This is a genomic window from Streptomyces roseofulvus, from assembly GCF_039534915.1.
Classification (GTDB): Bacteria; Actinomycetota; Actinomycetes; order Streptomycetales; family Streptomycetaceae; genus Streptomyces; species Streptomyces roseofulvus.
Map to the genome: position 1 here is coordinate 354624 of NZ_BAAAWE010000001.1, position 23491 is coordinate 378114.

Sequence of the window (23491 nt, forward strand, 5' to 3'; positions counted from 1 at the left end):
TGGAAGGGCGAGACCGTTTCCTGGGTCGCGACGTACCTGGTCATCGCCCCTGCGACAGCAGGCCGGTGCGGCCCGATGGGAACGGCTACGGCCAGGGGTGACCAGCCGGGCCAGCGGGGGCCGACAGGGGCCCCTCAACCTTCGGTGCCGGGCGCGAGCGGTGGGTTATCAGCGGCGCGGGTGACCTGGGCGGTCCATGACCAAGGCTCCTGGGGCGGATCCCAGCTCACCTCCACATCGGTGCTGTGAAATTCGCGTGCGAGTTCCGCCACCTTCACCGCCGCCGCGAGCCGTGCCGCCTGCGGATCGGCGCCGATCGACACGTCCAGGCCCCCGCAGAGCATTCCGCCCTCCACGGTGAGGACGCTCATGCGCCAGCCCTCCGGCGTCGCCAACAGGACGATCCCTTTCGGAACACCGAAGGTGGGCCGCCTCTTCCGGTCCTTCTTGCGTCTCGTCATGGCGCTATCCAATATCGCGGCGTTCACGGTGATGGCGCGGATGGAGGATCCACTGGTACGAGGCGGTTGGGCGCCTGTCTGCAGACTCCCGCGGCCCGGGTGCAGGCACGACACCGTCCCCTTGCCTCTCTCGTCCCGGCTCATGACGAACCTGGCCGTCATTCGAGAACTGCACCAGGACCACCTGCGCCGGGGACACGGATGGGAGAACCACAGCCTCGATCGCTTCCTGGGTATGTCGTGCGACCTCATGTGAGGTGACCGCATCACCGCAGTCCGTCTCCGGGGGGGGACGCGGTCGGGCGAGTGTGTCGGCCGGCGTCCTGCCCAGCAGCTCGGAGCAGGCGCGTTGGATCTCATCCGCCATGGCAGGGGCGACAGGATTCGAACCTGCGACATCCGGTTTTGGAGACCGGCGCTCTGACCAGCTGAGCTACACCCCTTCGATGCCCCGCCAGCATTCCACCCCTGCGGGACCCATCGCCACCCGAATACCACCCGCCCCGGCGTGCGGGTCGACGAGCGCCCGCGCCAGAGGGCGGCCCTCCCTACCGCGCATGCGGTAGCCGAACGGCTCCTACCGCGCCCGCGGTAGCCGGGTACGCCGCTGGTGGCAGCGCAGAGTGCGTCCGCTTGTGGGACGACCGGCGGGGGGTCCGGCGGACAGGATCGTGCGACGTCCAGCAGCAGGAGTCGTACGAGGAGAAGGAGCACCTCATGTCCGTCCGTCACGTGCTTGCCGTCGGCGCAGGCACCGTTCTCGGGAGGTTCGGGTTTGCCGAACCGGGGGCCACGCGCGCCTCGGTCGAGCCGCTCGCCGCCGATGCCTATGAGCTCACCGCCGGACGGCTGGTGGGCACTGCGGCCGCACTGGTCGCGCTGGTCGGCGTTGTCGTCGGCGCCCTGGCTCTGACCCGCTCCGCCCGCCGGATCGGTGACGGCAGGGGGAAGAGAGGGGCCCTGGTGTCCCTGGTGGCGGGCCTGCTCGGCATCGTCGTCGGCGTGGTGAACCTGGCCGTCGCCGACGGCGGTCCCGGCACCGGCAACGGAGTGCTCGGTGGCGCGCTGGCCGTGTTGTTCGGGGTGGTCGCGGCGGTCCTCGGCCGGCTGGCCCTGGTCCGCTCCCGCCGTGCCGGTCCCACCGGTCCCACCCGTCCCACCGGCCGACCGGCCGACCGGCCCGACGAGCGCGCGTTCGAGTGAGGGGAGACGAGGGACATGCGGGACCGGGACAAGGACAGGGACAGGGGCTTGAGGAGACGATGATGACAACCGGGACTTCCCCCGCGGGCGGGGCCTTGGCGGAACTGGGGCGCTTCTGCTTCCGGCGTCGCCGCCTGGTCCTCCTGGCCTGGATCGTCGGTGTGATCGCCGTGGCGTTCGCCGGCTTCGGTTACGGCGCCGACCCCGACAACGACTTCTCCGGAGGAGACTCGCAGTCGGCCAGGGCCCAGCAGTTGATGGAGCAGCACTTCCCCGAGGAGCAAGGGGACAGGCTGACCCTCGCGATCAAGGCGGAGCAGGGGATCGACGATCCTGCCGCCAAGCAGAGGATCGAGAAGGTCATCGCCGAGCTCGCCGACTCACCTGTGACGGGGCCGGTCATGTCGCCGTACCAGGACAAGAGCCTGGTGACGAAGGATCGTCGGATTGCCCGGACGACCATCCCGCTCGCCGCCAAGGAGGTGGCGAAGAGCGAGGTCAAACCCCTGGTGGACACCGTCAAGGCCGCCTCCGACGCCGGCGTCACGCTCGCACTGGGCGGGTACATGGCGGAGAAGGCCGAGACGCCCCCGCAGGGTCCGGCCGAGAGCATCGGCATCCTGGCGGCGGCGGTGATCCTGTTCGTCGCCTTCGGCTCGCTGGTCGCCATGGGGCTGCCGATCGTGACCGCCCTCCTGGCGATCGTCGGTGGCCTCGCACTGATGAAGCTGGTGGGGCATCTGGTCCCCGCGCCGAACTTCGCTCTGACGTTCGGCGCGATGATCGGGCTCGGCGTCGGCATCGACTACGCCCTGTTCATCGTCACCCGCTACAAGGACGGCCTCGGGGAGGGGGACGATCCCGAGAACGCCACGGTGAAGGCCATCGCCACCGCAGGACACGCGGTGCTGTTCGCCGGCACGACCGTGGTGATCGCGCTGATGGGTCTGTTCGTCATGGGCCAGCGGCTGATGACCGGGCTGGCCGTCGCCACGTCGATCACGGTGCTGGTGACGATGCTCGCCGCGCTGACGCTGCTGCCCGCGTTCCTGGGCTTCACCGGACACAGGATCAACTCGCTGCGTCTGCCGCGCCGCGCGTCCCGCCGCAACCGGGCCGCGAGCGCGCCGTCCCAAGAGCGCCGTACGCTCGCCGAGCGGTGGGCCGGTGTGGTGCAGCGCAGGCCGCTGATCGCCGCGCTCCTCGCGGGCGGGAGCCTGCTCGTCCTGGCCGTCCCCACGCTGTCGATGCGGCTGAGTCAGCCCGACGCCAGCGTCCAGCCCCGCGACCGGAGCAGCTACGTCTCGTACGAGATCCTCTCCGAAGGGTTCGGGCCGGGGTACGGAGCTCCCCTGGTCTTCGTCTCCGAGGTCGACTCCGCGAACCCCGGCAACTCCACGACCCGCGATCTCGGTCCCGTGGTCGAAGCGGTCGGCAAGACCGAGGGCATCGCCCAGGCCACGCCGGCCCGGGTCAGCGAGGACGGGAAGGCCGTCACCTTCGTCGCCTTCCCCACGACCGGGTACCAGGACGAGGCGACCACGGACCTGGTGCACAAGCTCCGCGGCGAGGTGCTGCCTGGGACACCCGGCGGTGAACACGTCCTCGTCGGCGGGCCGAACGCCGGCACCATCGACGTCGCCGACGAGGTCGGATCGCGCCTGCCGTTGATGATCGTGGTCGTCATCGCGATGTCCATGGTGCTGCTGATCGCGTTGGTCCGGTCGGTCACCATCGCCCTGCAGGCCGCCGTGATGAACCTGCTGTCGATCGGCGCCGCCTACGGTGTGGTGGTGGCGGTCGTGCAGTGGGGATGGCTCGGATCGGCCCTCGGATTCCCCGCTCCGATGCCGGTCACGACGTGGGCACCGATGATGATGTTCCCGATCCTCTTCGGCCTGTCGATGGACTACCAGGTCTTCCTGATCTCACGGGTACGCGAGGAGTACGAGCGGACCGGCGACACCCGCGAGGCCGTCGCCCGCGGGCTGGCGCGGACCGCCAAGGTGATCACCGCCGCGGCCGCCATCATGATCGCCGTGTTCACCACGTCCCTGCTCGGCCCCGATGTCGCCGTCAAGCAGGGGGGTCTGGGCATGGCCGTCGCCGTGCTCATCGACGCCACCATCGTCCGGATGATCTTCGTCCCCGCGGTGATGGAGCTGTGCGGGAAGGCCAACTGGTGGATGCCCGGACGTCGTCGGGCCCCGGAGACGACCTCGACCGCGCCGGCCGACGCGAGGGAGGAGGCCGCCACGGTCTGACGCCTCTGGCGTCGCTGTGCGGGTAGCTCGCCCGGGGAGCGCCCTTGGGGCGGAACTCCGGGAGGGAGGGGGAGCGCTGACGGTCGGTTCGAGTGCTCCGGGTGACGTCGGCCTTCAGGACCTCGTGGTCGTCTTGAAGGCCGACGTCGCCGTGCTCTGGACGGCCGCGGCCGCCTCGCCGACGCGCCGGGCAGTTGGGCGACGCGGCAGCTGGGCGACGGGGCCTCGGCCTCGTGGCCGGCGCGAACAGGCGCCCCTGCCACCCAGACATCGAGGCCTCTTGGCGGGAGGCGCCCCGTCGCTGGGCCGCGGCAGTAGACCTCTTACTTCTTGTAGGAGTTGATGAGCCGGGCGAGGTGCTCGCCGGCGACCACCAGCGGGGTCTCGCTTCTCGCGACCTGCGCGGTGAGTTCGGCGCCTTCGAGGGCGCTGATGACGGTGACGGACAGGTCGTGCGCGTCGCCCTCCGGGAATCCGGCTTCGCGGAGTCTCTCCGCCACGAGGTCCCGCCAGTGCTGGAAGGCTTGGGCGACGACCTGCTCGATGTCGGGGACGCGGCCGGTGGTCTCCAGCGCGGTCGCGCTGATGGGGCAGCCGTCCATCCAGTCGGAGTCCCGCAGGAGGTCGGCGAGCGCGCGGGCACAGGCGGCGATGGCCTTCGCCGGGTCGGCATCCGCGGCCAACGAGGCCGTCAGCAGATCGGCGAACTCCTGGTCGGCGTGCTGAACCGCGGCCACGCCCAGCGCCTGCTTCCCGCCGGGGAAGAAGTGGTAGACCGAGCCGAGCGTGGCGTTGGCCTCCTGGGCGACCTGCTTGATGCCGGTCCCCTCGTACCCCTGGCGCTGCATCAGCAGGGAGGCTGCGCGCACGATGCGTTCGCGGGTGCCGGGCTGTGGTGTGTTCGCCATAGGCCAGAGCGTACTGGATAGATCGTTCGTTCTAGCTTGTGGACCGCGCGAGCGCCGTGCTAGCTTCCAGCTTGTTAGAACGTTCTTTTTAGAGGTTCTCGCAGCAAGGAGCTGGTGATGGAACACAAGCAGATCAACGTCAACGGCCTGGACCTGGCCTACGTCGAAGCAGGAGAGGGGCCGCTTGCCCTGATGCTGCACGGATTCGACACACCGAAGCTGTACCGGTACCTCATGCCGGCGTTAGCCGAGGCCGGGTACCACGCCGTAGTGCCGACCATGCGGGGCTTCGCCCCGTCGCAGGTACCGGCGGACGGCAGCATGCGCCTTCCCGACCTGATCGCCGACGCCAACGGCCTCCACGAAGCGCTCGGCGGCGGCTCCGACGCGGTCCTGATCGGGCACGACTGGGGCGGCTTCACCACGTGGGGCGCCGCCGCGGCCGCACCCGAGCGGTGGGCCAAGGTGGTCGTGAACGACGTCCCGCCGCTGCCGTTCTACGACCGCGACGCCACCGATCCCGTAAGGATCGAGCGGTACGTCCACTTCTACTTCTTCCAGATGGCCATAGCCGACAACATCGTCGCGGCCAACGACCTCGCCTACCTCGACTGGCTGTGGAACCACTGGACGGGGACCGTCCCCGGCTACGACTCCACCGAGGACCGCAAGGCGATGAAGGAGGGACTCGACACGCCGGAGAGGCTCCACCTCGGCCTGGAGCTCTACCGGCAGAACTTCCCGGCGGCGACCTTCGGCACCCCCGACTGGGACATGGCCCGGGTGCTGGACAAGTTGCCTTCCCAGCCCACTCTGTACCTCCACGGTACCGAGGACCCCGTGGTCGACGAGGCGGCGCTCGCGGACCTTCTCGCCATGCTGCCGCCCGGATCGGACGGCGCCATGATCGAAGGCGCCGGCCACTTCCTCCTCACGGAGAAGCCGCAGGAAGTCAACGAGCGCATCCTGGCCTTCCTGGCGCGCTGATCACCCGCACGCCCGCGCGGCGCAAGGCTTCCCTGGGCCGATGGCCCGCCCTGCGCCGCGCGGACCACGGCACCCACGGGAATCGGTGGGTGCCGTCCCGACTCGCACGGGGAGAGGGGGCCGCTCCTCTCCCCCGGGGCCGAGCAGAGCCTTGCCGCGCCCCGCGCCGCCGGCCGGGAGCGCCGACCGGGCGAAGGCCTTCCCGTTGCGGGGAAGACCCTCGCCCGGCGATCGGGGCGTCGACGTCAGCGGCTGCCGAGGAGCGTGCGCCAGGTCTGCGGGCCCACCACGGCGTCGACCTGCAGGCCGTGCTTCTTCTGGAAGGCGGTCACCGCCGCCTTCGTGTTCGCGCCGAAAGCTCCGTCGGCCTTGAGGCCGTACCCGTAGACGTTCAACTGCGTCTGTGCGGCCTTCACCGCCGGGCCGGACGAACCGTACTGCACCGTCTGGATCAGCTTGGACCACGTGTTCGGGCCGACGACGCCGTCGGCGGCGAGGGACCGGGACTTCTGGAACTGGATCACCGCGGCACGGGTCTTGGGACCGAAGACGCCGTCGGCGTCGACCTTGTAGCCCCGCGAGGTCAGCAGTTGCTGGGCGGAGCGCACGTCCGCGCCCTGAGACCCGCTGTTCAGGACGGGCCAGGAGACGCTCGGGGACGGCAGCTGACCGCCACCTCCCCCACCACCGCTTCCGAGCTTGACCGGGCGGAACGGGTCGTAGTTGTCGTTCCCGATCCCGTACCTCAGCTGCCGGTGGGTCGTGCCGTACGTACCGCGCTGCTCGTAGGCCCAGTACGCCTTGCGCGACGAGTCGACCCACTTCTCGAAGATCACGACGTGCCGGAAGTCGCCGTCGTCGGTCCTGTAGTCGATCAGCAGGTCTCCCTTCTGGAGCTGGCTCACGCTGCCGAGCCGGGTGGTGACGCCGTTGCGCGAGTCGGCGAGGCCGACGGTGTTCAGGCCGGGCTTGCCCAGACCGAGGGCCATGGAGACGAAGCCGGAGCAGTCCTGGCGATAGCCGTCCTTCCAGACGCGCTCCATGCTGTACGGGACGGGGCCGCCGTTGTGGGCGGTGAGCCAGGTGCGGGCCCGGTTGATCATCGTGTCGCGCGAGAGCGTGGCCGTGGCCATGGTCGTCAGCTCGCCCGGCTTCGTGACGAGCTTGCCGTCGGCCTCGGGCTCCGGTCCGTACGCGGCATCCTGCCGCGCGGCGACCGTTGTCCGCTCCGAGGCCCGACCGTCGTCGGTGAGCGACGGCACGACGGCGATCGCGGCCGCCACGACGCCTCCGGCGGTGACGCCTATGAGGGCCAGTCGAGCGCGGCCGGTGAGGTTGGCGAGTGGAGACATGATTCCCCCCGATTTGTTTGCGGTGGCATGACCTGGTTGCGGTGACTCGGCCTGGCGGGCGCCGGAAAGGCCCTGAAATCAGGGCCGTTGGCTGATTGATGCGTCGGCTTGACCTCCGACGAGGCATCACAATGGCAAATCTCTTGACCGAGGCAAAGCGCCGTACGAAAGCAGGAACGGGCGGTGACATGGCCGCAACAATGTCCGCCGACAGGGCGTCACGTGACACGGACGACGACCACCCGCCCCAGCGCTTCCGCGCGCAGACGCTCAGGCGCAGGTCGGCGGTGCGTGGGTGGGGGGTGGGGTGCCAGAGGGCATGTCGCCGCCTCGACCGAGCACGCCTGGTCAGAGGTCACGGAGGCGGGAGCGCGGCGACGGGGCCCGGGCCGCACCTGTCGCCGGGACGGTCACCTCCGCCAGGGGGACGCCTCGGCCGCTGCGAGGTCACCCGCCGCCGGCAGACCGAACAGCCGGAGCGTCTCGTCACGGGTGACGTCCCTCATCTCCCCCGGCGCCACCGCGTCCTCGTCCGGGTTCTCCCAGACCAGCAGCCCCCCGCGGAATGCGCTGAGGCACCAGCCGCTCTCATGGGTGAGCGAGACATCGGGGTGCTCGTCATCGGCCTGTGCCAGACCGTCGAGCAGCCGTCCCATCCCTTCCGCGTCAGGCTCGTCGGCCGTACCGCCCATGACGTCGTACATGAAGTAGCTCATCCGCTCATCAGCTCATGTGCCTTGGAGTACGGCTCGGCTCTCCCAGCGCAGTGAGCGGTCCGGCCGCCCCGGCTGTCGATGGCCTGCCGTGGGCAATGAGGCGAGTCTCCAGGCGCGCCAGGACGTTGACAGCGCTGCCGGGGCCGGTGCACCGATCCGACCGAGAACGCCGGCCGCCGCATGGCGGCGACAGCTGTCAAGGAGGTCGTACGGCCGGGGCACGACGCTCTCGGGCTCGCCCTGGAGGACTGCTTCCTGATGAGCGCGGCGCAGGAGCGGCTTAGACGTCATCTCATTTGGTGATGAGTACGAAGCCTGGCGATACGGACCGTGAGGCCCGAACCTGCGCCTCGTGCGAAGGAGGGGCGAGCACACGTGTCCTGGACTCGTACAGGCAGTGATGGAGGGTGGCCAGGTTCAGGGGGAGGGGGAATGCGTCAAGGGTGACGATGGCTGCCTTCGGCAGAGGGCCACCAGCCCGGAGGAGCTCGACCCGGCCAGAATCACTGCTGCTTCGACGAAGCGGAGACAAAGGAGGGGCTCCCCATGCCGGGATCGTCTAGGGTCCTGATCTCATGACATCGTTCCTCCGCCCGCCGCTTGTTTCCTCCGATGACCTCCTTCACCGCTTGCGGACGTCCTCTTCCACCGCCGAGACCGAGCGGGCTGTGACCGCGGCGGGTGTCGAGGTGCTCGGCGTCCGCGTGCCGCGCGAGCAGGCGCGCACGGTGTGGGAGGAGTGGCGCGGCAGGCATGACCGGACCGGTTGGTGGCCGTACGTCACGTTGAGCCCGCCGAGTGATGCGACGGAGTGGCACGGGCATGAGGCGTGGGATGCCGACGCGCTGGAGCGGTGGGTCGGCGAAGCCGCGTGTCAGGACCACGACGCGAGGGCGGCGTCCATAGTGGTGTCGGCCTGCCGGTGGGCGGTGGAGGAGGTCGCCAACGTGGACGACGATTTCGACCTCTGGCGGTCCGACTACGACCCCGACCGGCTGGCACCCCTGCTCGCACCGGCCGTGGAACGGCCGCTGCAGGGGGTGTCGCAATGGGCGACCGGCCCCCGGGACTTCTTCGAGAAGGACTGGCGGTGGGTGAATTTCGTGGCCGCGCGCAGTGGCTACGAGGTTCCGGTGCTTCTGCCGCGCGTCTACACGACGTGGGGCTGGGCCGGGTACGGCGACCGCGGCCTGACCCCTCTCGACACCTCCGCGCTCCTGCGCCGCTGGCACGAGCGGTGGGGCGCCCAGCTCTTCTTCGCCAACCGCTCCTACCTGGAGCTGGTCGTCGACCGGCCGCCCCTGGACCCTCGGGGCGCCGCACAGGCCGCCGCGGAGCTGCGCGCCTACTGCCACGACACCGTGGACGATGCGGTGAAGGCCGGCGACACGATGGCCCGCTCGACGGTGTGGTCGCTCTGGTGGGACTGAACCAGAGCGCAGGGCCTTGCGGGGCGGTGTGCGGCTGACGGCCGCGCACCGCCGTCGGGTCAGTGCGGCAGGTCCTCGGACGGGAAGCAGATCTTCCGGTCGCTCCTGCAGATCTCCGCCTCGGGGTCGATGGGCCCGTAGGCACGGTCGATCGTCAGGAAGGTGACCATGCGACCGGAGGGGAACCTCGCGACCGCCTGGTGCACCGGCCCCGTCCCCTTGCTGCGCTTGACGTGGTCGAACCGTGCCGGACCGCCCTCGGCGATCACGAAGCCCACGACGCGGACCTCGTCGTTGTTTTCCCCGTTGGTCATCCGGTCAGGCTCGCCCCAGATCGTGAAGAGCAGTCCGGGCGCCGGCGGCTCCTCAGGGAGCTGGCCGCAGCTGAGCGAGCTGTAACCTTCCCGGATCTTGCCGTAGCAGAAGGTGCGTCCGTCGGACATCCAGGCCAGATCCCCGTTCTTAGCGTCCATGCGACGGATCACGGCCACCTCGTCGGCCGGTGGAACCTTGTGTCCTGCCGGCATCTGGATCGCGAACGCCTCCCGCAGGAAAGCGTGGTCACGGCCACTGACCGCCGCCCGGCCCAGCGGCCGCGCCGGCATCTTGTCGTACGACCGCTGGGCGGCCGCCGACGGTGTCGTGGCCGAGGACTTCACCGCTACGGGCTTCGAGGAGTCCCGCGGTTGTTCCGTCCCCGACGTACAACCGGCCGATGCCACCAGCAGCGTGACTGCGGCGCTCATGAGAATCCGTTGTCTCAAGGCACTTCCCCCCCGGGCGTAAGGCTCTTGTCCGCAGACGATAGCGATGATCTGTTGATCGGGCTGGCCCCTTTGGGCCGTCGGCGGCTGGGCGGCCGCCAGGCCGCGGCGGGGATCGTCGAGCGGCTGGTAGCGGACGAGTTGTGGGAGCCGTTTCCGAGGGTCGGCGGGTTCCTTCAGCATTGTTGCGCGGGCCCGATGACGGTGAGGCCCATCTGCGCGGCGAGCCAGTGGGCATACGGCTCCCTCATCTGACGGCCGTCGACGTCGGCGTCGTGGACGTGGAGGAAGACGGTGTGGTCATCGGCAGGTTCGTCGTACCCGCGGGTGCTGGTGTTGAAGAGGAGTGTCACTTCGGCGTGCTTGGACTCGCCTCGGAAACCCAATTCGGGCGCATCCGGCCAGCACAGATCCTGCCAGTTGATCTCGCCCACGCTCGGACCGATTCCCGCCGTGAAGGCGTCCTCGACGCTGCCGACCGCCTGGTTGGGCAACTCGTAGTCCACCGGCAGCCGCCCTTCGTACGCGGCCGGATCGGCCGGCAGACCCGCCCCCCGGACGCCTACGAGCCACGCGGGAAGGTCCTCGAACGGCACCCGGCGGTCGAACTCCCCCTCCAGTTCCTGCCCCCGGAACCACCCCTCGGGCAGTTCCTTCGCCGCCCGCCACGTCTCGTCGACCGAACGGAACTCTGCGTACAGGGAGACGTTGATGTACTCGCAGCGGCCGAACTCCATGAGACGGCGCGCGGCGCGCAGGGCGAGTGCCGGGTCGGGGGTACAGAAGACGGGATAGGCGACGTCGTTGGACATCCGGTGATGCTGCCACGGCCTGTCATCGCAAGGCGTCGCATTTACGGCACGCTTCCTACGGGTCGGTAGGGTGCGAGGCGTGGTGTGGATTGTCGAGCGGCTGGTGCCGGATGAGCTGTAGGAGTTGTTCCAGCGTGTGGTGCCGGAGACTCCTTCGCGGCCCCAGGGCGGTGGCCGGCGTCGGCACGGCGACCGGGAAGTGCTGGCCGCGATCATGTTCGTGGCGACCTCCGGGTGTACGTGGCGGCAGCTGCCTGCCGCGTCGTTCGGGCCTTCCGGGGCCACGGCCCACCGCCGGTTCGCAGAGTGGTCGAAGGCCAGGGCCTGGGCCAAGCTGCACCGCCTGGTCCTCGACGAGCTCGGCTCCCGGGGCGAGCTGGACTGGTCGCGCTGCGCGATCGACTCGGTCAACATGCGGGCGATGAAGAGGGGGACCTGACAGGCCCGAATCCTGTCGACCGGGCAAGTACTGCTCAAAGATCCACTTGGTCACCGAGCGGACCGGTCTGCCCATCTCTGTTGGAATCTCGGCGGCGAACCCCCACGACAGTCAGGCCCTGACCCGCTGGTGAAGGGCATACCCCCGATCCGCTCACGTCGCGGGCGACGCAGGCGTAAGCCCGGCAAGCTCCACGCCGACAAGGGCTACGACTACCGCCACCTGCGACAATGGCTCTCCGACCGAGGTATTCGCCACCGCATCGCCCGCAAAGGCATTCAGTCCGCTGAGCGGCTCGGACGACATCGTTGGACCATCGAACGCACCATGGCCTGGCTCGCCGGCTGCCGACGGCTCCACCGACGCTACGAACGCAAAGCCGACCACTTCCTCGCCTTCACCAGCATCGCCTGCACCCTCATCTGCTACCGCAGGCTCACCAAATGACGTCTTAGGCGTCGCCCCCGGGTCCGGGCGCGACTTGGGGGGTCACCCCCTCTCCGCCCGGACTTCGACCGGGCGTCCGGGCCGTGTCGGACCTGCGTGGTACTCATGTCGCATGAGCCAGTTCCACGACTTCAACCTCAAGCTGCTCGTCATCGAGGAGCTCATGTACGGCCCTGAGCCGCTCCTCCCGGTGTACGACCTGTCTGCCGTGCTGTCCGAGCGGGGGATCGGCGACCCCGCGTCCTATGTCCTGGAGAACGGTCTCCACGCGGACGTGCTGCCGGAATCCCGGGCCCATTTCGAGGCGCTGGAGATCCCGGCCGAGTTGCTCGCCCGCGTCGAGGAGCTGTGCTTCGACGCCGGTGCCGACGTCTTCCGGCACTGCGCCCCCGCCTGGGACGGCGAGGACGACCTCTTCGACGTCCGCTCGCTCGACGACCTCGTCCTCCTGCCCAACCTGCGGGAGGTCACCTTCGTCGAAGACGGAGTCCTGGCCGTTCCGGACGCGGCGGAAGTCTTCGCCGCGCGAGGCATCGACACCGACTGAGCAGCACGCGCGGGCCGGCGGTGGGTCCGGTTCAGTCCGGGGGGGGGTCATGGCTGGAAGGTGACGGTCACTGTCTTCCGGGCGACCGTCCCGTCCGGCGGTGAGCGGCCACGCCGCGCAGCGTGGTGACGGCGCTCCCTGCGACGGCCGCCGCGCACAGGGCTGTGAACGCGTCGGGCGCCCACGTCCACAGCGCTCGGGAACCGACGAGGGCGAGGGCGGCCCCCAGCGTCACCACGGGGGCGGCGCCGGCGAGGCTCCACAGGACGCTGGGGGCGAGGCGGCGCGGCGCGGCGCCACGGCGGAGCAGGCGGTAGGCAGGGAGGGTCTCCGCGAGGAGGACCACCGCCAGGGCGGTGAGGCCCCAGACCGTGGCGTGGTAGACCGCCGCGGAGGGGGCGTCACCGGCGACGCCTCCGGCCAGGATGCGGGCCGCGCCGAAGCCGACCTGCATCACGGCGCCGTCATGCAGGAGGCCGTGCAGGTTCTGCTGGAGGACGAGGGCGAGGTCCCGCTCCGGCAGGACGAAGATCATGGCGGAGTAGCCGGGCGTGGCGCCGGTGTGCCAGACGGCGGTGTCGAGCGGGGGCTCCAGGCCGCCGACGCGCCAGCCGAGTCCGTATCCGGTGCCATTGCCGTATCCGGTGTCGGTGCCGGACGGGCGGAGGCGACCCGGTTGCCGCATGAGGCCGACCGACGCGGGAGTCAGGACCGTACCGCCGTCGGCCGTCTTGCCGTCCCGCAACTGGAGGGCGGCGAAGGCGGCGAGGTCCTTCAGGTCGCCGCCGGTGTAGCCGTAGGCCGCGCCGGCGTCGTCCACCCCGTCCACGATCGCGGAGGGCACGCCCCACAGCAGCTGGTGACCGGGCGGGAGGTTCCGCGCACGGGCCGACGTTCGGTCGGCGATCGCCCCGTCCATGCCGGACGGGCGCAGCACGCTGTCGCGGAGGTGGTCGGCGAAGGGCCTGCCGGTGACCGACTCCACCAGGGCCGCCAGGACGAGGTAGTTGGCGCTGGTGTAGGCGTACGTGGTGCCCGGCGGACCGAGGGGACGTACGTCGTCCAGCGCGGCAAGCCGACCGAGCGCGTCCGGGCAGTCGGCGTCGACGCAGTCGGCCACCGCGAAGGTCGCCGACTCCGGTATGCCGGCCGTCTGCTGCAGCAGATGGCGGACCGTGACGCGGCCGGCGTGGTCGTGGCCGCCGAAGCGGAAGGCGGGCAGGTGGTCCACGACGCGGTCGTCGAGCCGGAGCCGTCCGTTCTGCACGAGCGTCATCACGGCGCCGGCGGCGATCGGTTTGGCGACCGATCCCCAGAGGAACGGCGTGGCGTCCGTGACCGGCCGGCCGTTTCCGTCCGTGCCCCAGGACCGTGCGTGGACCGGCCCGTCGGGGTCGACGACGGCGTAGGCGAGGCCGGGCGTACGGGTGGCCTGCATGCGCTCGCGCACGTAGGCGTCCATCGCGGCGAGACGGTCCGCCGGGACGGGTGCGCGCGGTGCCGCCGACGCCGTGACCGAGGAGAGCAGGACGAGCAGGAGGGCGGCCACCGCTGCGGCGACGCGTCGGAGCGTACTGGGCATCAGAGCCTCGTTCTTCCGTGGGCGCGTGGAGATAACCGTATGGCGATACGGTTATAACCGTACGCTGGTACGGTTATCAAGTGCCGCGAACCGCCGACCACGAACAACGCCGCCGTCAGATCGCCGACGCCGTCAGCCGCTTGATCTCGGAGCACGGCCTCGACGCCGTCACCGTCGCCCGCACGGCCGCCGCCGCGGGCATGTCCGTCGGGCTGGTGCAGCACTACTTCCGCACCAAGGACGAGATGCTGCTCCACGCCTTCCGCGAGGTCTCGGCCCGGATCCGCTCCCGCGTCGACGCGCGCATCAGGGAAGGCGTCGTGCACCAGCAGCCTCTCGCGCGGGTCATGGCCGACGTGATGACCGAGTACATCCCCCTGGACGAGGCCCGCCGTGCCGAGTACCGCGTCGCCCGCGCGTTCGCCGGCCGCGCCCTCGACGCCCCCGCTCTGGCCGAGGTCGACACGGAGAGCGCCCGGCAGTTGCGCGAGGAGATCGCCCGCGCCGTCCACAACGGCAAGGAGTGCGGAGAGGTCGACACGCATCTCGATCCGCAGTCCGCCGCCGTCCGCCTCGCGGCCGTGATGGAGGGGCTCGCTCTCCAGGTCTACCGCGAGCCCGAGGGCATCGCGGGAGATGCCGTCACCCGATGCGTGGGGCCCCTGCTCGACGCCGAGATCGCCGTCGTCTTCACCGGCACATGCCGCCAGTACTCGTCCTGACGGGGGGCCGGCGCGGCGCGTCGACTCCCCTGTGGCAGGCGGCTCGCGCGCAGGACGCGGCGCACGATGCGCCGCCCGCGGCGTGCTCGCCGCTCCCCCGCCGCCGCGGCCTTGACGCCGCCCCGCCTCCGAGCGGCCTGAGGGGCGTCAACGCGCCGCGTGCCGCGGGTGATCGGCGTCGTCGGACGGCGCGGCCGCGCACAGTGCCGCCTCGACCCGGCGGTTGCCGGTCATGGTGGCGGTGACGGCCGTCATGGCGAGGAGGAGACCGGCGGCGGCGTAGAGCGGGGTGCGGATGTCGTACGTGGTGGCCAGCCAGCCGCCGAGGAAGGCTCCGAACGGGGCGGCGCACATGGCGAGCATGCGGGAGGTCGAGGCGACCCGGCCCATCAGGTGGGCGGGCACGATCGCCTGCCGGAGGGAGGGCGCGAGCACCATGGTGGCGCCCATACCGGCTCCGCAGACGGCGAGCGCGAGGGCGGCGGCGTACGGGTTCGGGGCCGCGGCCAGCCCGAGGATGGCGAGTCCCTCGACGGCGGCGGTGCAGGTCAGCGCGGTGCCGGTGCCGAGTCGCCGGCCGAGGGAGGAGGCGATGGCCGCGCCGAGCAGGCCGCCGGCGGCTTCCGCCGTGAGGAGCAGGCCGAAGCCGTAGGTGTCGATGCCGAGTCGTTCGTGCGCGAAGAGGGCGAGGACGGTCTCCACGGCGAGGAAGGCGATGTTGCCGACCGCCGGGCGGAGTGCGAGCCCGAGCAGCAACCGGTCCCGGAAGACGTACGCGGCGCCGGCCCGCGCCTGGCGCAGCAGCGATTCCCGTACCTCCGGCACCGGGGTGGGCATGGCGGGCAGCGTCCGTACGAGCAGCGCGGACACCAGGAACGACACCGCGTCCGCGAGCAGCGGCAGCGAGCGTCCGAGCGCGAGCAGCACGCTGCCGGCCGGTGGCCCCGCGAAGCCGGACATGGCCGTCTGGGCGCCGCGCAGGCGGGAGTTGGCGCGTTCCAGGAGCGCGGGGTCGCGGTGGAGCAGATCCGGCAGATAGGCCGTGGCCGCCGTGTCGAAGAAGAGACCGCCGAGGCCGAGCAGGAACGCGACGGCCGCGAGCAGCGGAATGCTCAGCACGTCGAGTACGGCCGCCGCCACGGGTATCGCGAGAAGGGCCGCGCGCCGCGTCCGTCACCCACATGGTGCGCCGGCGGTCCCAGCGGTCCACGAGCGCGCCGCCGAGCACTCCGAAGAGGAGCCACGGCAGCGTCCCCGCGGCCGCGACGACGGCGAGCGCCATCGGGTCCCGTGTCAGCGTCAGGGCGAGCAGTGGCAGCGCGGCGTGTGACACGCCGTCACCGAGCGAGGAGATCGTCTGTGCGGTCCACAGCCGCCCGAAGCCGGTGGGCAACTTTGCTGTACCTGCGGTCACTTGGCGCCCTCCTCGTCCCGCGCGCCCGCTCCCGGGTGGAACAGGGCGAAGACCAGGGAGGCGTCCGGCAGCGAGGGGTCGGACAGCTCCCTGTACTCCTCCGCCAGCGCCTGGAGCCGTGCGCCCAGTTCGGCGAACTGCGCTTCGGTGAGCCGCAGATGTGCCATCCCGACGTGCCGTTCGGCGCCCACCGGCGATGCCTCCAGATCCGCCACGGCATGCCGCATCAGCACATCGGGCCCTCCTTCGCCCGGATCCGGCAGCACGACGGACCGCGCGGCCATCGCGTAGTACCGCTCGGTGACCCCGCGGACCTTCCGGGTCCGCACCACCTTCACCAGGCCGGCCCGCTCCAGGAGCCGCACGTGATAGCTGGAACTCCCCTTCGCGAGGCCGACGCGCTCGGCGATCTGGGTGATCGTCGCCGGCTCGAAGCGGAGCACGGCCATGATCCGGTGACGGGTCAGATTGGAGACGGCGCGCAGTTGCTCGTCCGTGGTGACGTGGAGCGCGTCGGGGAGCTCATCGGTAGGCATGCGCCAATGGTCAACACTTCTTGACCATCGGGCAAGGGGGTGACGGGCAGGCGTCCGAAAATCGACGGCGGACGGCCCCCGTCCGGTCCCGCTCACTCCGCGGGAGGCCAGACGGGGGCGTCCGCGTGGGACGCAGACCGCTGTCGCGCGGCCTGTCGCCGGCGAGAGAGGCGATCGCGCCGGCCTCGTCCCGAACCCCCCGAGCAGGGCCTGCGCGTCGGCTACGCGTCGACGGCGTCCGTCACGCGCCGCCAGTCGTCCAGGTCCGCGATGCGCGCGTCCAAGGCCCCGCGCATGCTCGCCGCGCTGGAGGCGCCGAGGGCCAGGCGCCGCGGAGGGTTGGGGGTGTCGACCGCCGTCCGGATGCCTGCGGCGATCCGGGAGGCGGCGGAGAACGCGGACGCCGGCAGCTCTCCGATCGCCTTGTGGACCTCGCGGACGGTCTGGTCGTAGTCGTCCAGGCCGTCCGCCACATCGAGGTGGGCGAGGAAGGGTGTCGCGGTCATCCCCGGCTGGATGAGCGTGACCTTGATGCCCAGCGGGATGACCTCGGCCGCGAGCGCGTCCGACAGTCCCTCGACGGCGTACTTGGTGGCGGCCAGCAGGCCCACGCCGGGGTGGGCGGACTGCCCGTAGACCGACGAGCCCTGGAGGATGTGTCCGGACCGCTGGGCGCGGAGGACGGGCAGCGTGGCGCGGAGCACGTTGAGCACGCCGAAGACATTGGTGTCGAAGACGGCGCGGACCTGCGCGTCGGACGCCTCCTCGACCGCACCGAACAGGCCGTATCCCGCGTTGTTGGCCACGACGTCGAGGCGGCCGAACCGTGCGCGCGCGGCCTCCACGGCATCCTGGACGGCTTGCTCGTCGCGTACGTCCGCCGGCAGGAGAAGCAGGCGCTCACCGTGCGCCCGCGCCAGTTCGCCGAGGGAGGTGGTGTCTCGGGCGAGGGCCGCGACGGCCTCGCCGTTCTCCAGTGCCTGGACGGTCAGTTCGCGACCGATGCCGGACGTCGCGCCGGTGATCAGCCATACACGGGGAGGGATCTCGTAAGGAGGATTCATGTTGCGACCGTAAGCGTTTAGCTCGCAACACGTCAATCACCTGCGAGTGGATCGTTGCCTACTAAGTGGGTTAGCTCAGCTCACCCTGATGTACTGTGGAGGCATGAGCAGCACGCCAGCCGGATCCCCCCGACCCAGCCCGCGCACCGTCACACCGACGGTGGAGACCGTTCTCGCGTTCGTGAACACGCGCGCGGACGGATCGGGCCGGGAGGAACTGTTCGCCGACGGCGACGCGTTCGCGGCATGGCTGGCGGAGCACGAAGAGTTCGGTGTCGGCCGCGAGGTGGTGGCGACCGACGCCGACGCGGCGGTCGCGCGCGAGCTGCGCGACGCTCTGGTGACCGTGCTGCTCGCGCACTCCGGCGACGAGGAGAGCCTGGGCGAGCCGCTGTCGCGCGCCGAGCGACACCTGCGGCGCGTGGGTGCGCTCTACCCGCTGGCGCCGGTCGTCACGGCCGACGGCGTCGAACTGACCTCGCCGCAAGCAGGGGTGGAGCGGGTGTTCGGTGCGGTCCTGGCCGCGGTGACGACGTTCGCGCAGAGCGGCGACTGGGGGCGCGTCAAGGCGTGCCGGAACCCGCCGTGCCATTTCGGCTTCCTCGACCGCACGCGCAATGGGGCGGGTCTGTACTGCAGCACCGGCTGCGGATCCCAGGTGTCCATGCGCAGACACCGCCAGAGGCAGCGTCGTGACGGTGGTGCGCCCTCCGAGGCGTGAGTCCGCCCTCCGGCGAGCTCCGCCGTACCCGGTGCCGGCCTCAGGCCGTCGGCTTGCGCCACACGGAGATGTGCTTCGCGGAGTCCTGGGCGAACGGCGTCCCGTCCCAGTCCGCGACGCGCCGTTCCAGCTCCAGTCCGGCGATCCGGGCCATCAGGTCGAGCTCCGCCGGCCAGGCGTAGCGGTGCCGGGAGTTCCCGCGGCGGTAACGGCCGTCGTCGCCGTCACGGGTGAGGTGGTGCGAGACGAGGACCTGCTCGACCAGGTCGAAGGTGTCGAAGCCGATGTGCCGGTCGGAGACGTCGAACGGCACCGCGACCTGGCCGGGCGGCAGGAACCGCAGCGGCGGGACGCCCAGTTCGATGACGAAGCGGCCGCCGGGTGCCAGGTGGCGAGCGGCGTTGCGGAAGCACTCGACCTGCTCGTCCTGCGTCAGCAGGTTGGTGATGGTGTTGTAGACGAGGTAGACCAGGGTGAACTCGCCGGGCACGACGGTGGTGGCCATGTCCCCGATGGCGACCGGCAGCGTGTCCTCGTCGACCTTGCGCCGCAGCACCGCCGCCATGTGCTCGGACAGTTCGACGCCCACCACCGGCACCCCGCGTTCCCGGAGCGGGACGCCGACTCGTCCGGTCCCGATGGCGAACTCCAACGCCCGCCCTTCTCCGGCGAGTTCGGCGAGGAAGTCGAGGGTCGGCCCGAGGAAGGCGGCCGACGACAGCTCGGCCTCCTCGGCGTCGTAGCGGTCGGCGGTCTCTCGGCTCCACAGCTCACTGCTCGTCACGGGCGGACACTCTCCCGGACGGCGGAGGGGCCTGTCGACACATTTACGGTCTCCTCCGCATGACGGGCCCCTCACGGCTCGCCCCGAAGTGGCCTTCTACGTCCGGGGCGTGCCGACGATGGCCGCGAGCGCGCGGACTCCGGCGGTGACCCGGGGCAGCCCGGTGGCTCGGACACCGGCCGCTACGCGGCCTCGTAGTCGTGGGCCCGGCCGCCGCGCCACTCCACCCACCGGGGGTCGTCGAGGAGGGCGTCGGCGTCGTCGAGGCCGGCGCGCCGCAGGAACTCGACGACGTCCCGGTCGCTGTGCGCGAGGCCCAGGATCCCGCCCCGGCGGACGGTGACCCGCCTCCCGCCGCCGGGCGACGGCGGGTGCACGACGATCGGGGCTGTGCTCATGCTTCCAGGGTGCGCCTGATCGGCGGAGGACGCCGACCCGGGCGCCGCGTCAGGCGAGGTCGCGGTTGCGGCCCACCCCGCTGGAGAAGAGGTAGAGCGGGGGCAGGAGGGCGGCGGCGCAGACGATCCAGAGGGCGGTGTGGGCTCCGGCGTACGTGGCGAGGAGGCCGGCGGTGAGCGCGCCGAGCGGCAAGGCGCCCCAGGAGACGAAGCGGACCGTGGCCATCACGCGGGACAGCAGCTCCGGGGGCGACTGGGTCTGCCGGTAGGTGCGGGTGGTGATCGAGCCGATGACGGTGCCGAAGGCGAAACCGGCGTTGCCCAGGGCGAACCAGTACGCGTCCCCCGCCGAGGTGGTGAGCGGGGCGAGCAGGAGCAGCGCGCCGCCGGCCAGGTCGGCCGCGATGAGGCCCCACGCGGTCCCGAGGCGGGAGGTCACCCGGACCGCGACGGCCGCCCCGGCGAGCGCGCCGACTCCGTCCATGGCGAGGACGAGACCGAGTTGTACGGAGTTGAGGCCGGCCTCGCGGACCAGGTAGAGGGGGGTGAGGGCGACGAGGGCCGCGTTGAGGAAGTTGGCGGCGGTCGCCCAGATCATGCAGGGCCGCATGACCGGGTGCTTGGTGACGTACCGCCAGCCTTCGCGCATCAGCCGGAGGGCGCTCTCGCCGGTGCGGGGCCCGGGGTGGCGTTCGGGAAGGGTGCGCAGGAGGACGGCGGAGGCCAGGTAGCTGGCGGCGTCCACGACGAGTGCGCCGACCGGTCCGGTCGCGCCGATCAGGACGCCGCCGAGGGAGGGGCCGCCGGTGTCGGTGACGGCGTGCGTGCCGGACATGACGCTGTTGCGGGCGGCCAGCTCCCGGGCCGGGACGACGGCCGGCAGGAAGGTCGAGTTGCCGATGTCGAACAGTACCGTCGCCGCGCCGGTGACGAGCGCGGCGCCCAGCAGGTGCGGATAGGTGAGGGTGCCGAGCCACCTGGCGAGCGGCAGCGATCCGAGCGCCGCGAACCGTGCGAGGTCGAGCGCGACCTGGAGCCGGCGCAGCGGTACGCGTTGCGCGACGACGCCCGCCGGAAGGCTGAGCAGCAGCCAGGAGACCTGGCCGGCGGCGGCGAGCAGCGCGACCTCGAAGGCGGTGGCGTCGAGGACGGTGAGGGCGACGAGCGGCAGGGCGAGGGCGGTGACGGCGCTGCCCGCGCCGCTGACCGTGGCGGCGGCCCAGAAGCGCCAGAAGACGCCTCGGGACGAGGGGTCCGGTTCGTCGTCGCGTCGGTCGTGTTCCTGGATCGCTCGCGTGTCGCTCATGCGGCGCCCACCCCCGGGTCTCGTTAGTCTCTTTTAGGAACTCACTTGTTCCGTGTGAGTTTCTATCGGGAACTGACCTCATGGCGCAAGATGGTCCCGATGAGGCGGCCGCCGCGTGCGGAGAACCGGAGAAGTGGAGACGCCGTGATGAGGTCGGTTCCCGAGCGGGACTCCGCTTGCGCGATCGCGCAGGCGGCGGCGGTGGTCGGCGACTGGTGGAGCCTGCTCCTGATCCGGGAGACCGCGCGCGGGCACCACCGGTTCGACGCGCTCCAGGAGGAGCTGGGCATCTCCCGGAAGGTCCTCACCGAGCGCCTGGCGCACCTGGTGGACGCGGGGGTCCTGGAGAAGGTCCCCTACCAGGACAGGCCGGTGCGGCACGAGTACCGGCTGACGGAGAGAGGCCAGGGACTGCTGCCGGTACTGCTCTCGATGCAGGACTGGGCGGACCGCTGGGTCTTCGGCGACGGCTCGCTCAGCGGCACCGCCGACGAGGAGAGCACGGAGGCGCGGCGCGTCGCGGGCCTGGCGGGCGAGCGGCTGCCCCGCCTGAAACTGCCGGGCCACCGGGACGGCGCACCGACGGACCCGGTGGCCGACACCACGGCCACCGTCCTGTTCTGCTACCCGGCGACCGGGAGCCCCAGCCCGTTGCCGGACGGCTGGGCGGGCATCCCCGGCACGGTCGGCTGCACGCTGGAGAACCGGCTCTTCCGGGACGCGTACGAGGACTTCCGCGCGGCGGGCGCGGAGGTGCGCGGCGTCAGCACCCAACGTCCGGACGAGCAAAGGGTGTTCGCCGTCGAGGAGGGCCTCCCCTTCACCCTCCTCTCGGACGTCGACCTGCACCTCGCCGCCGCCCTGCGGCTGCCCACCTTCCGCTCCGGACAGCTGCTCCGGCTGAAGCGGGCCGTCCTGGTGGTGGACCGCGACCGCGTGGTGCGGCACGCGCGCTTCCCGGTGACGGACATCCCGGCGGCGGTGACCGAGGCGCTGACCGAGGTACGACGCCTGGCGACGGAGGAGTGAGGAAGGCCTCCGTCGCGCCCTGCGGTGCTACGCCTCGTACACCCGGGTCATCAGCTCCATCAGCTGCCGGCCTTCCTCCTCACTGAGCGGCGCCAGGAGCTCCGCGTTGGCCCGCTCCGCCAGCTCCGTGCACCGTTCCAGGGTTCGTACGCCCGCCGGTGTCACCGTCACCGCGTTCTTGCGGCGGTCTCGCGGGTCCGGTTCCCGCACGGCGAGTCCGGCGTCCTCCAGGTGGTTGAGCAGCAGGACCACGTCCTTCGCGTCGAAGCCCAGCCGTCGTACGAGATCCGCTTGGGCGACGGGCCCGTACTCGGACACCGCCGCGAGCACGGCGTGGTGCGGAAGCTTCAGCCCCTCCCCGGCGATCGCCTCCGCCACGAGGCTCCGGCCGCGCGCCGCCACCCGGCCGGCCAGCCAGCTCGGCAGGGACTGCAGGTGCGTCAGGGCGCGCGGGTGTGCGGTGGGAGCCATGAAGTCAGACTATCCCCACATCATTGGACTTCCCCATGACTCTCCTCTACCGTGGAAATCCGTTGGAGTTCCCAATGAATTGGCCCGCGCCCGCGTCTAGCCGGAGGTGCCCATGCGTCGAGTCCGCCATGAAGTGAACGGCGGCCCCGAAGTCCTGTTCACCGAGGAGGCCCCCGCGCCGGTGCCGGGCCCGGGCGAGGTGCTCGTCCGCACCGAAGCCATCGGCGTCACGCTGCCCGTCGTCCGCAAGGTGCGCGAGGGGACCGAGCCCGGCCCGCTCGGCGGCGAGGTGGCAGGCACGGTCGCCGCCGTCGGTGAGGGCGTCACCGATGTCGTCGTCGGCGACCGCGTCTCCGGCCTGTGCTTCTCTCACGCGTACGCCGAACTTGCCCTTCTCCAGCGCTCGTTGGCATCCCGCATCCCCGACCGGGTGAGCGCCGCCGACGCGGTGGCACTGGTCCGCAGCGGCCTGGTGGCTCGCGGCGCCTACGAGGCCGGCCTCCCCCGGCCCGGCGAGTCCGTCCTGGTCACCGCGGCGGCCAGCGCGGTCGGCACCCTCGCCCTGCAGTACGCGAAGGCCGGTGGAGCCTCCCGCGTGGTCGCAGCCGTCAGCAGCGCGGAGAAGAGGGAGTTCGTACGCGCCGTGGGCGCCGATGAGGTCGTGCTCTACGGCGACGAACGCTGGGGCGATCCCGTCGACGTCGTCCTCGACGGGGTCGGCGGAGAACTTCTCGGACCCGCGGTGCGAGCCCTCTCCCCCGGCGGCCGCCTGGTGGCGTTCAGCTCGGGCGGCGGCTCGATCGACGCGTATGAACTGCTCGTCCGGGGTGCCTCGGTCATCGGCTTCCAGATGGCGGCCGTCGCCCGGAACGAGCCCGCCCTGTACGCGCGCTGGCTCGACGACCTGTGGGAGCGGCACACCGACGGCACGCTGCGCGCCCACGTCTCCGCGGCGTTTCCTCTTGAGGACGCGGCACGTGCCCACGAGATCATCGAAGCCCGTCGCAACCTCGGCAAGGTGGTTCTGGTCGTTCCCTGAAGTCGTGCGGAACGGCCATGCCGTGCCGTCAGGCAGGCCGCACCCTCGCGCGGCTCGGCGCCCGCGTGGTGCGGGGCGGGAGAATCGGGGCCGCG

General features: G+C 71.3%; 22 protein-coding genes, 1 tRNA gene and 2 pseudogenes. 10 read left to right on the forward strand and 15 right to left on the reverse strand.

Annotation, left to right across the window (positions count from 1 at the left end; translation table 11 throughout):
* Positions 1–134: 134 nt before the first annotated feature.
* Both ABFY03_RS01720 and ABFY03_RS01725 read right to left on the reverse strand, forming a co-directional pair.
* On the reverse strand, positions 135–461 hold the full coding sequence (locus ABFY03_RS01720; protein ID WP_346168925.1) for a hypothetical protein: 327 nt from the start codon (positions 459–461) through the stop codon (positions 135–137).
* A gap of 366 nt (positions 462–827) precedes the next feature.
* Positions 828–904: transfer RNA gene (locus ABFY03_RS01725), tRNA-Trp, on the reverse strand.
* Positions 905–1178: 274 nt separating this feature from the next.
* Here ABFY03_RS01725 and ABFY03_RS01730 point away from each other — a divergent pair.
* Positions 1179–1664, forward strand: coding sequence for a DUF6223 family protein (locus ABFY03_RS01730; protein ID WP_346168926.1), 486 nt, complete (start codon positions 1179–1181; stop codon positions 1662–1664).
* A 62-nt stretch (positions 1665–1726) separates the two neighbouring features.
* Positions 1727–3928, forward strand: coding sequence for an MMPL family transporter (locus ABFY03_RS01735; protein WP_346168927.1), 2202 nt, complete (start codon positions 1727–1729; stop codon positions 3926–3928).
* A gap of 323 nt (positions 3929–4251) precedes the next feature.
* Here the strand turns inward: ABFY03_RS01735 and ABFY03_RS01740 are convergent, their stop codons facing one another.
* Positions 4252–4836, reverse strand: coding sequence for a TetR/AcrR family transcriptional regulator (locus ABFY03_RS01740; RefSeq protein ID WP_319013580.1), 585 nt, complete (start codon positions 4834–4836; stop codon positions 4252–4254).
* Between the two features lie 117 nt (positions 4837–4953).
* Here ABFY03_RS01740 and ABFY03_RS01745 point away from each other — a divergent pair, with 117 nt between their 5' ends.
* The gene (locus tag ABFY03_RS01745; RefSeq protein ID WP_319013579.1) at positions 4954–5823 is read left to right on the forward strand and encodes an alpha/beta fold hydrolase; all 870 of its coding nucleotides are present in this window, start codon (positions 4954–4956) and stop codon (positions 5821–5823) included.
* Between the two features lie 245 nt (positions 5824–6068).
* Here ABFY03_RS01745 and ABFY03_RS01750 read toward each other — a convergent pair whose 3' ends face one another.
* Positions 6069–7175, reverse strand: coding sequence for a C40 family peptidase (locus tag ABFY03_RS01750; RefSeq protein WP_319013578.1), 1107 nt, complete (start codon positions 7173–7175; stop codon positions 6069–6071).
* A gap of 410 nt (positions 7176–7585) precedes the next feature.
* On the reverse strand, positions 7586–7891 hold the full coding sequence (locus tag ABFY03_RS01755) for a hypothetical protein (RefSeq protein WP_346168928.1): 306 nt from the start codon (positions 7889–7891) through the stop codon (positions 7586–7588).
* Between the two features lie 629 nt (positions 7892–8520).
* Here ABFY03_RS01755 and ABFY03_RS01760 point away from each other — a divergent pair.
* The gene (locus ABFY03_RS01760) at positions 8521–9321 is read left to right on the forward strand and encodes a DUF4253 domain-containing protein (RefSeq protein WP_346168929.1); all 801 of its coding nucleotides are present in this window, start codon (positions 8521–8523) and stop codon (positions 9319–9321) included.
* Positions 9322–9380: 59 nt separating this feature from the next.
* Here ABFY03_RS01760 and ABFY03_RS01765 read toward each other — a convergent pair whose 3' ends face one another.
* Both ABFY03_RS01765 and ABFY03_RS01770 read right to left on the reverse strand, forming a co-directional pair.
* On the reverse strand, positions 9381–10268 hold the full coding sequence (locus ABFY03_RS01765; protein ID WP_346168930.1) for a hypothetical protein: 888 nt from the start codon (positions 10266–10268) through the stop codon (positions 9381–9383).
* Positions 10262–10897: a hypothetical protein gene (locus tag ABFY03_RS01770; protein ID WP_346168931.1), complete on the reverse strand. Its 636-nt coding sequence runs from the start codon at positions 10895–10897 to the stop codon at positions 10262–10264. Before ABFY03_RS01770 ends, ABFY03_RS01765 begins: the two co-directional genes overlap by 7 nt.
* A gap of 124 nt (positions 10898–11021) precedes the next feature.
* Here ABFY03_RS01770 and ABFY03_RS01775 point away from each other — a divergent pair.
* Positions 11022–11783, forward strand: a pseudogene (locus ABFY03_RS01775) (IS5 family transposase).
* 112 nt (positions 11784–11895) lie between these two features.
* A complete protein-coding gene (locus tag ABFY03_RS01780) occupies positions 11896–12330 on the forward strand; it encodes a DUF6892 domain-containing protein (protein ID WP_319013576.1) in 435 nt (144 codons plus the stop codon).
* 67 nt (positions 12331–12397) lie between these two features.
* Here the strand turns inward: ABFY03_RS01780 and ABFY03_RS01785 are convergent, their stop codons facing one another.
* The gene (locus tag ABFY03_RS01785) at positions 12398–13912 is read right to left on the reverse strand and encodes a serine hydrolase domain-containing protein (protein ID WP_346168932.1); all 1515 of its coding nucleotides are present in this window, start codon (positions 13910–13912) and stop codon (positions 12398–12400) included.
* An 80-nt stretch (positions 13913–13992) separates the two neighbouring features.
* Between ABFY03_RS01785 and ABFY03_RS01790 the strand changes: the two genes are divergently transcribed.
* Positions 13993–14634, forward strand: coding sequence for a TetR/AcrR family transcriptional regulator (locus ABFY03_RS01790; protein ID WP_319013574.1), 642 nt, complete (start codon positions 13993–13995; stop codon positions 14632–14634).
* 147 nt (positions 14635–14781) lie between these two features.
* Here the strand turns inward: ABFY03_RS01790 and ABFY03_RS01795 are convergent.
* The 3 genes and pseudogenes from ABFY03_RS01795 to ABFY03_RS01805 form a co-directional block, all read right to left on the reverse strand.
* Positions 14782–16027, reverse strand: a pseudogene (locus tag ABFY03_RS01795) (MFS transporter).
* A gap of 17 nt (positions 16028–16044) precedes the next feature.
* Entirely contained in the window at positions 16045–16584 is a 540-nt protein-coding gene (locus tag ABFY03_RS01800) for an ArsR/SmtB family transcription factor (protein WP_319013572.1), read from the reverse strand.
* A gap of 221 nt (positions 16585–16805) precedes the next feature.
* The gene (locus ABFY03_RS01805) at positions 16806–17648 is read right to left on the reverse strand and encodes an SDR family NAD(P)-dependent oxidoreductase (protein WP_319013571.1); all 843 of its coding nucleotides are present in this window, start codon (positions 17646–17648) and stop codon (positions 16806–16808) included.
* A gap of 103 nt (positions 17649–17751) precedes the next feature.
* Between ABFY03_RS01805 and ABFY03_RS01810 the strand changes: the two genes are divergently transcribed.
* Positions 17752–18369 (forward strand): CGNR zinc finger domain-containing protein, encoded by a 618-nt coding sequence (locus tag ABFY03_RS01810; protein ID WP_346168933.1) that lies wholly within the window; start codon positions 17752–17754, stop codon positions 18367–18369.
* A gap of 40 nt (positions 18370–18409) precedes the next feature.
* Here the strand turns inward: ABFY03_RS01810 and ABFY03_RS01815 are convergent, their stop codons facing one another.
* The 3 genes from ABFY03_RS01815 to ABFY03_RS01825 form a co-directional block, all read right to left on the reverse strand.
* Complete coding sequence (locus ABFY03_RS01815; protein WP_346168934.1) at positions 18410–19153, reverse strand: class I SAM-dependent DNA methyltransferase; 744 nt, start codon at positions 19151–19153, stop codon at positions 18410–18412.
* Positions 19154–19335: 182 nt separating this feature from the next.
* Positions 19336–19551, reverse strand: coding sequence for a hypothetical protein (locus tag ABFY03_RS01820; RefSeq protein WP_319013563.1), 216 nt, complete (start codon positions 19549–19551; stop codon positions 19336–19338).
* Positions 19552–19600: 49 nt separating this feature from the next.
* The gene (locus ABFY03_RS01825; protein ID WP_346168935.1) at positions 19601–20857 is read right to left on the reverse strand and encodes an MFS transporter; all 1257 of its coding nucleotides are present in this window, start codon (positions 20855–20857) and stop codon (positions 19601–19603) included.
* A 147-nt stretch (positions 20858–21004) separates the two neighbouring features.
* Between ABFY03_RS01825 and ABFY03_RS01830 the strand changes: the two genes are divergently transcribed.
* On the forward strand, positions 21005–21886 hold the full coding sequence (locus tag ABFY03_RS01830) for a winged helix-turn-helix transcriptional regulator (RefSeq protein WP_346168936.1): 882 nt from the start codon (positions 21005–21007) through the stop codon (positions 21884–21886).
* A gap of 27 nt (positions 21887–21913) precedes the next feature.
* On the opposite strand, the gene ABFY03_RS01835 is transcribed toward ABFY03_RS01830, so the two are convergent.
* Positions 21914–22357, reverse strand: a complete 444-nt coding sequence (locus ABFY03_RS01835; RefSeq protein WP_319013560.1) for a MarR family winged helix-turn-helix transcriptional regulator — start codon at positions 22355–22357, stop codon at positions 21914–21916.
* Between the two features lie 112 nt (positions 22358–22469).
* On the opposite strand from ABFY03_RS01835, the gene ABFY03_RS01840 reads away from it, so the two are divergent.
* Positions 22470–23396, forward strand: a complete 927-nt coding sequence (locus ABFY03_RS01840) for a quinone oxidoreductase family protein (protein WP_346168937.1) — start codon at positions 22470–22472, stop codon at positions 23394–23396.
* The last annotated feature ends 95 nt before the right edge of the window (positions 23397–23491 follow it).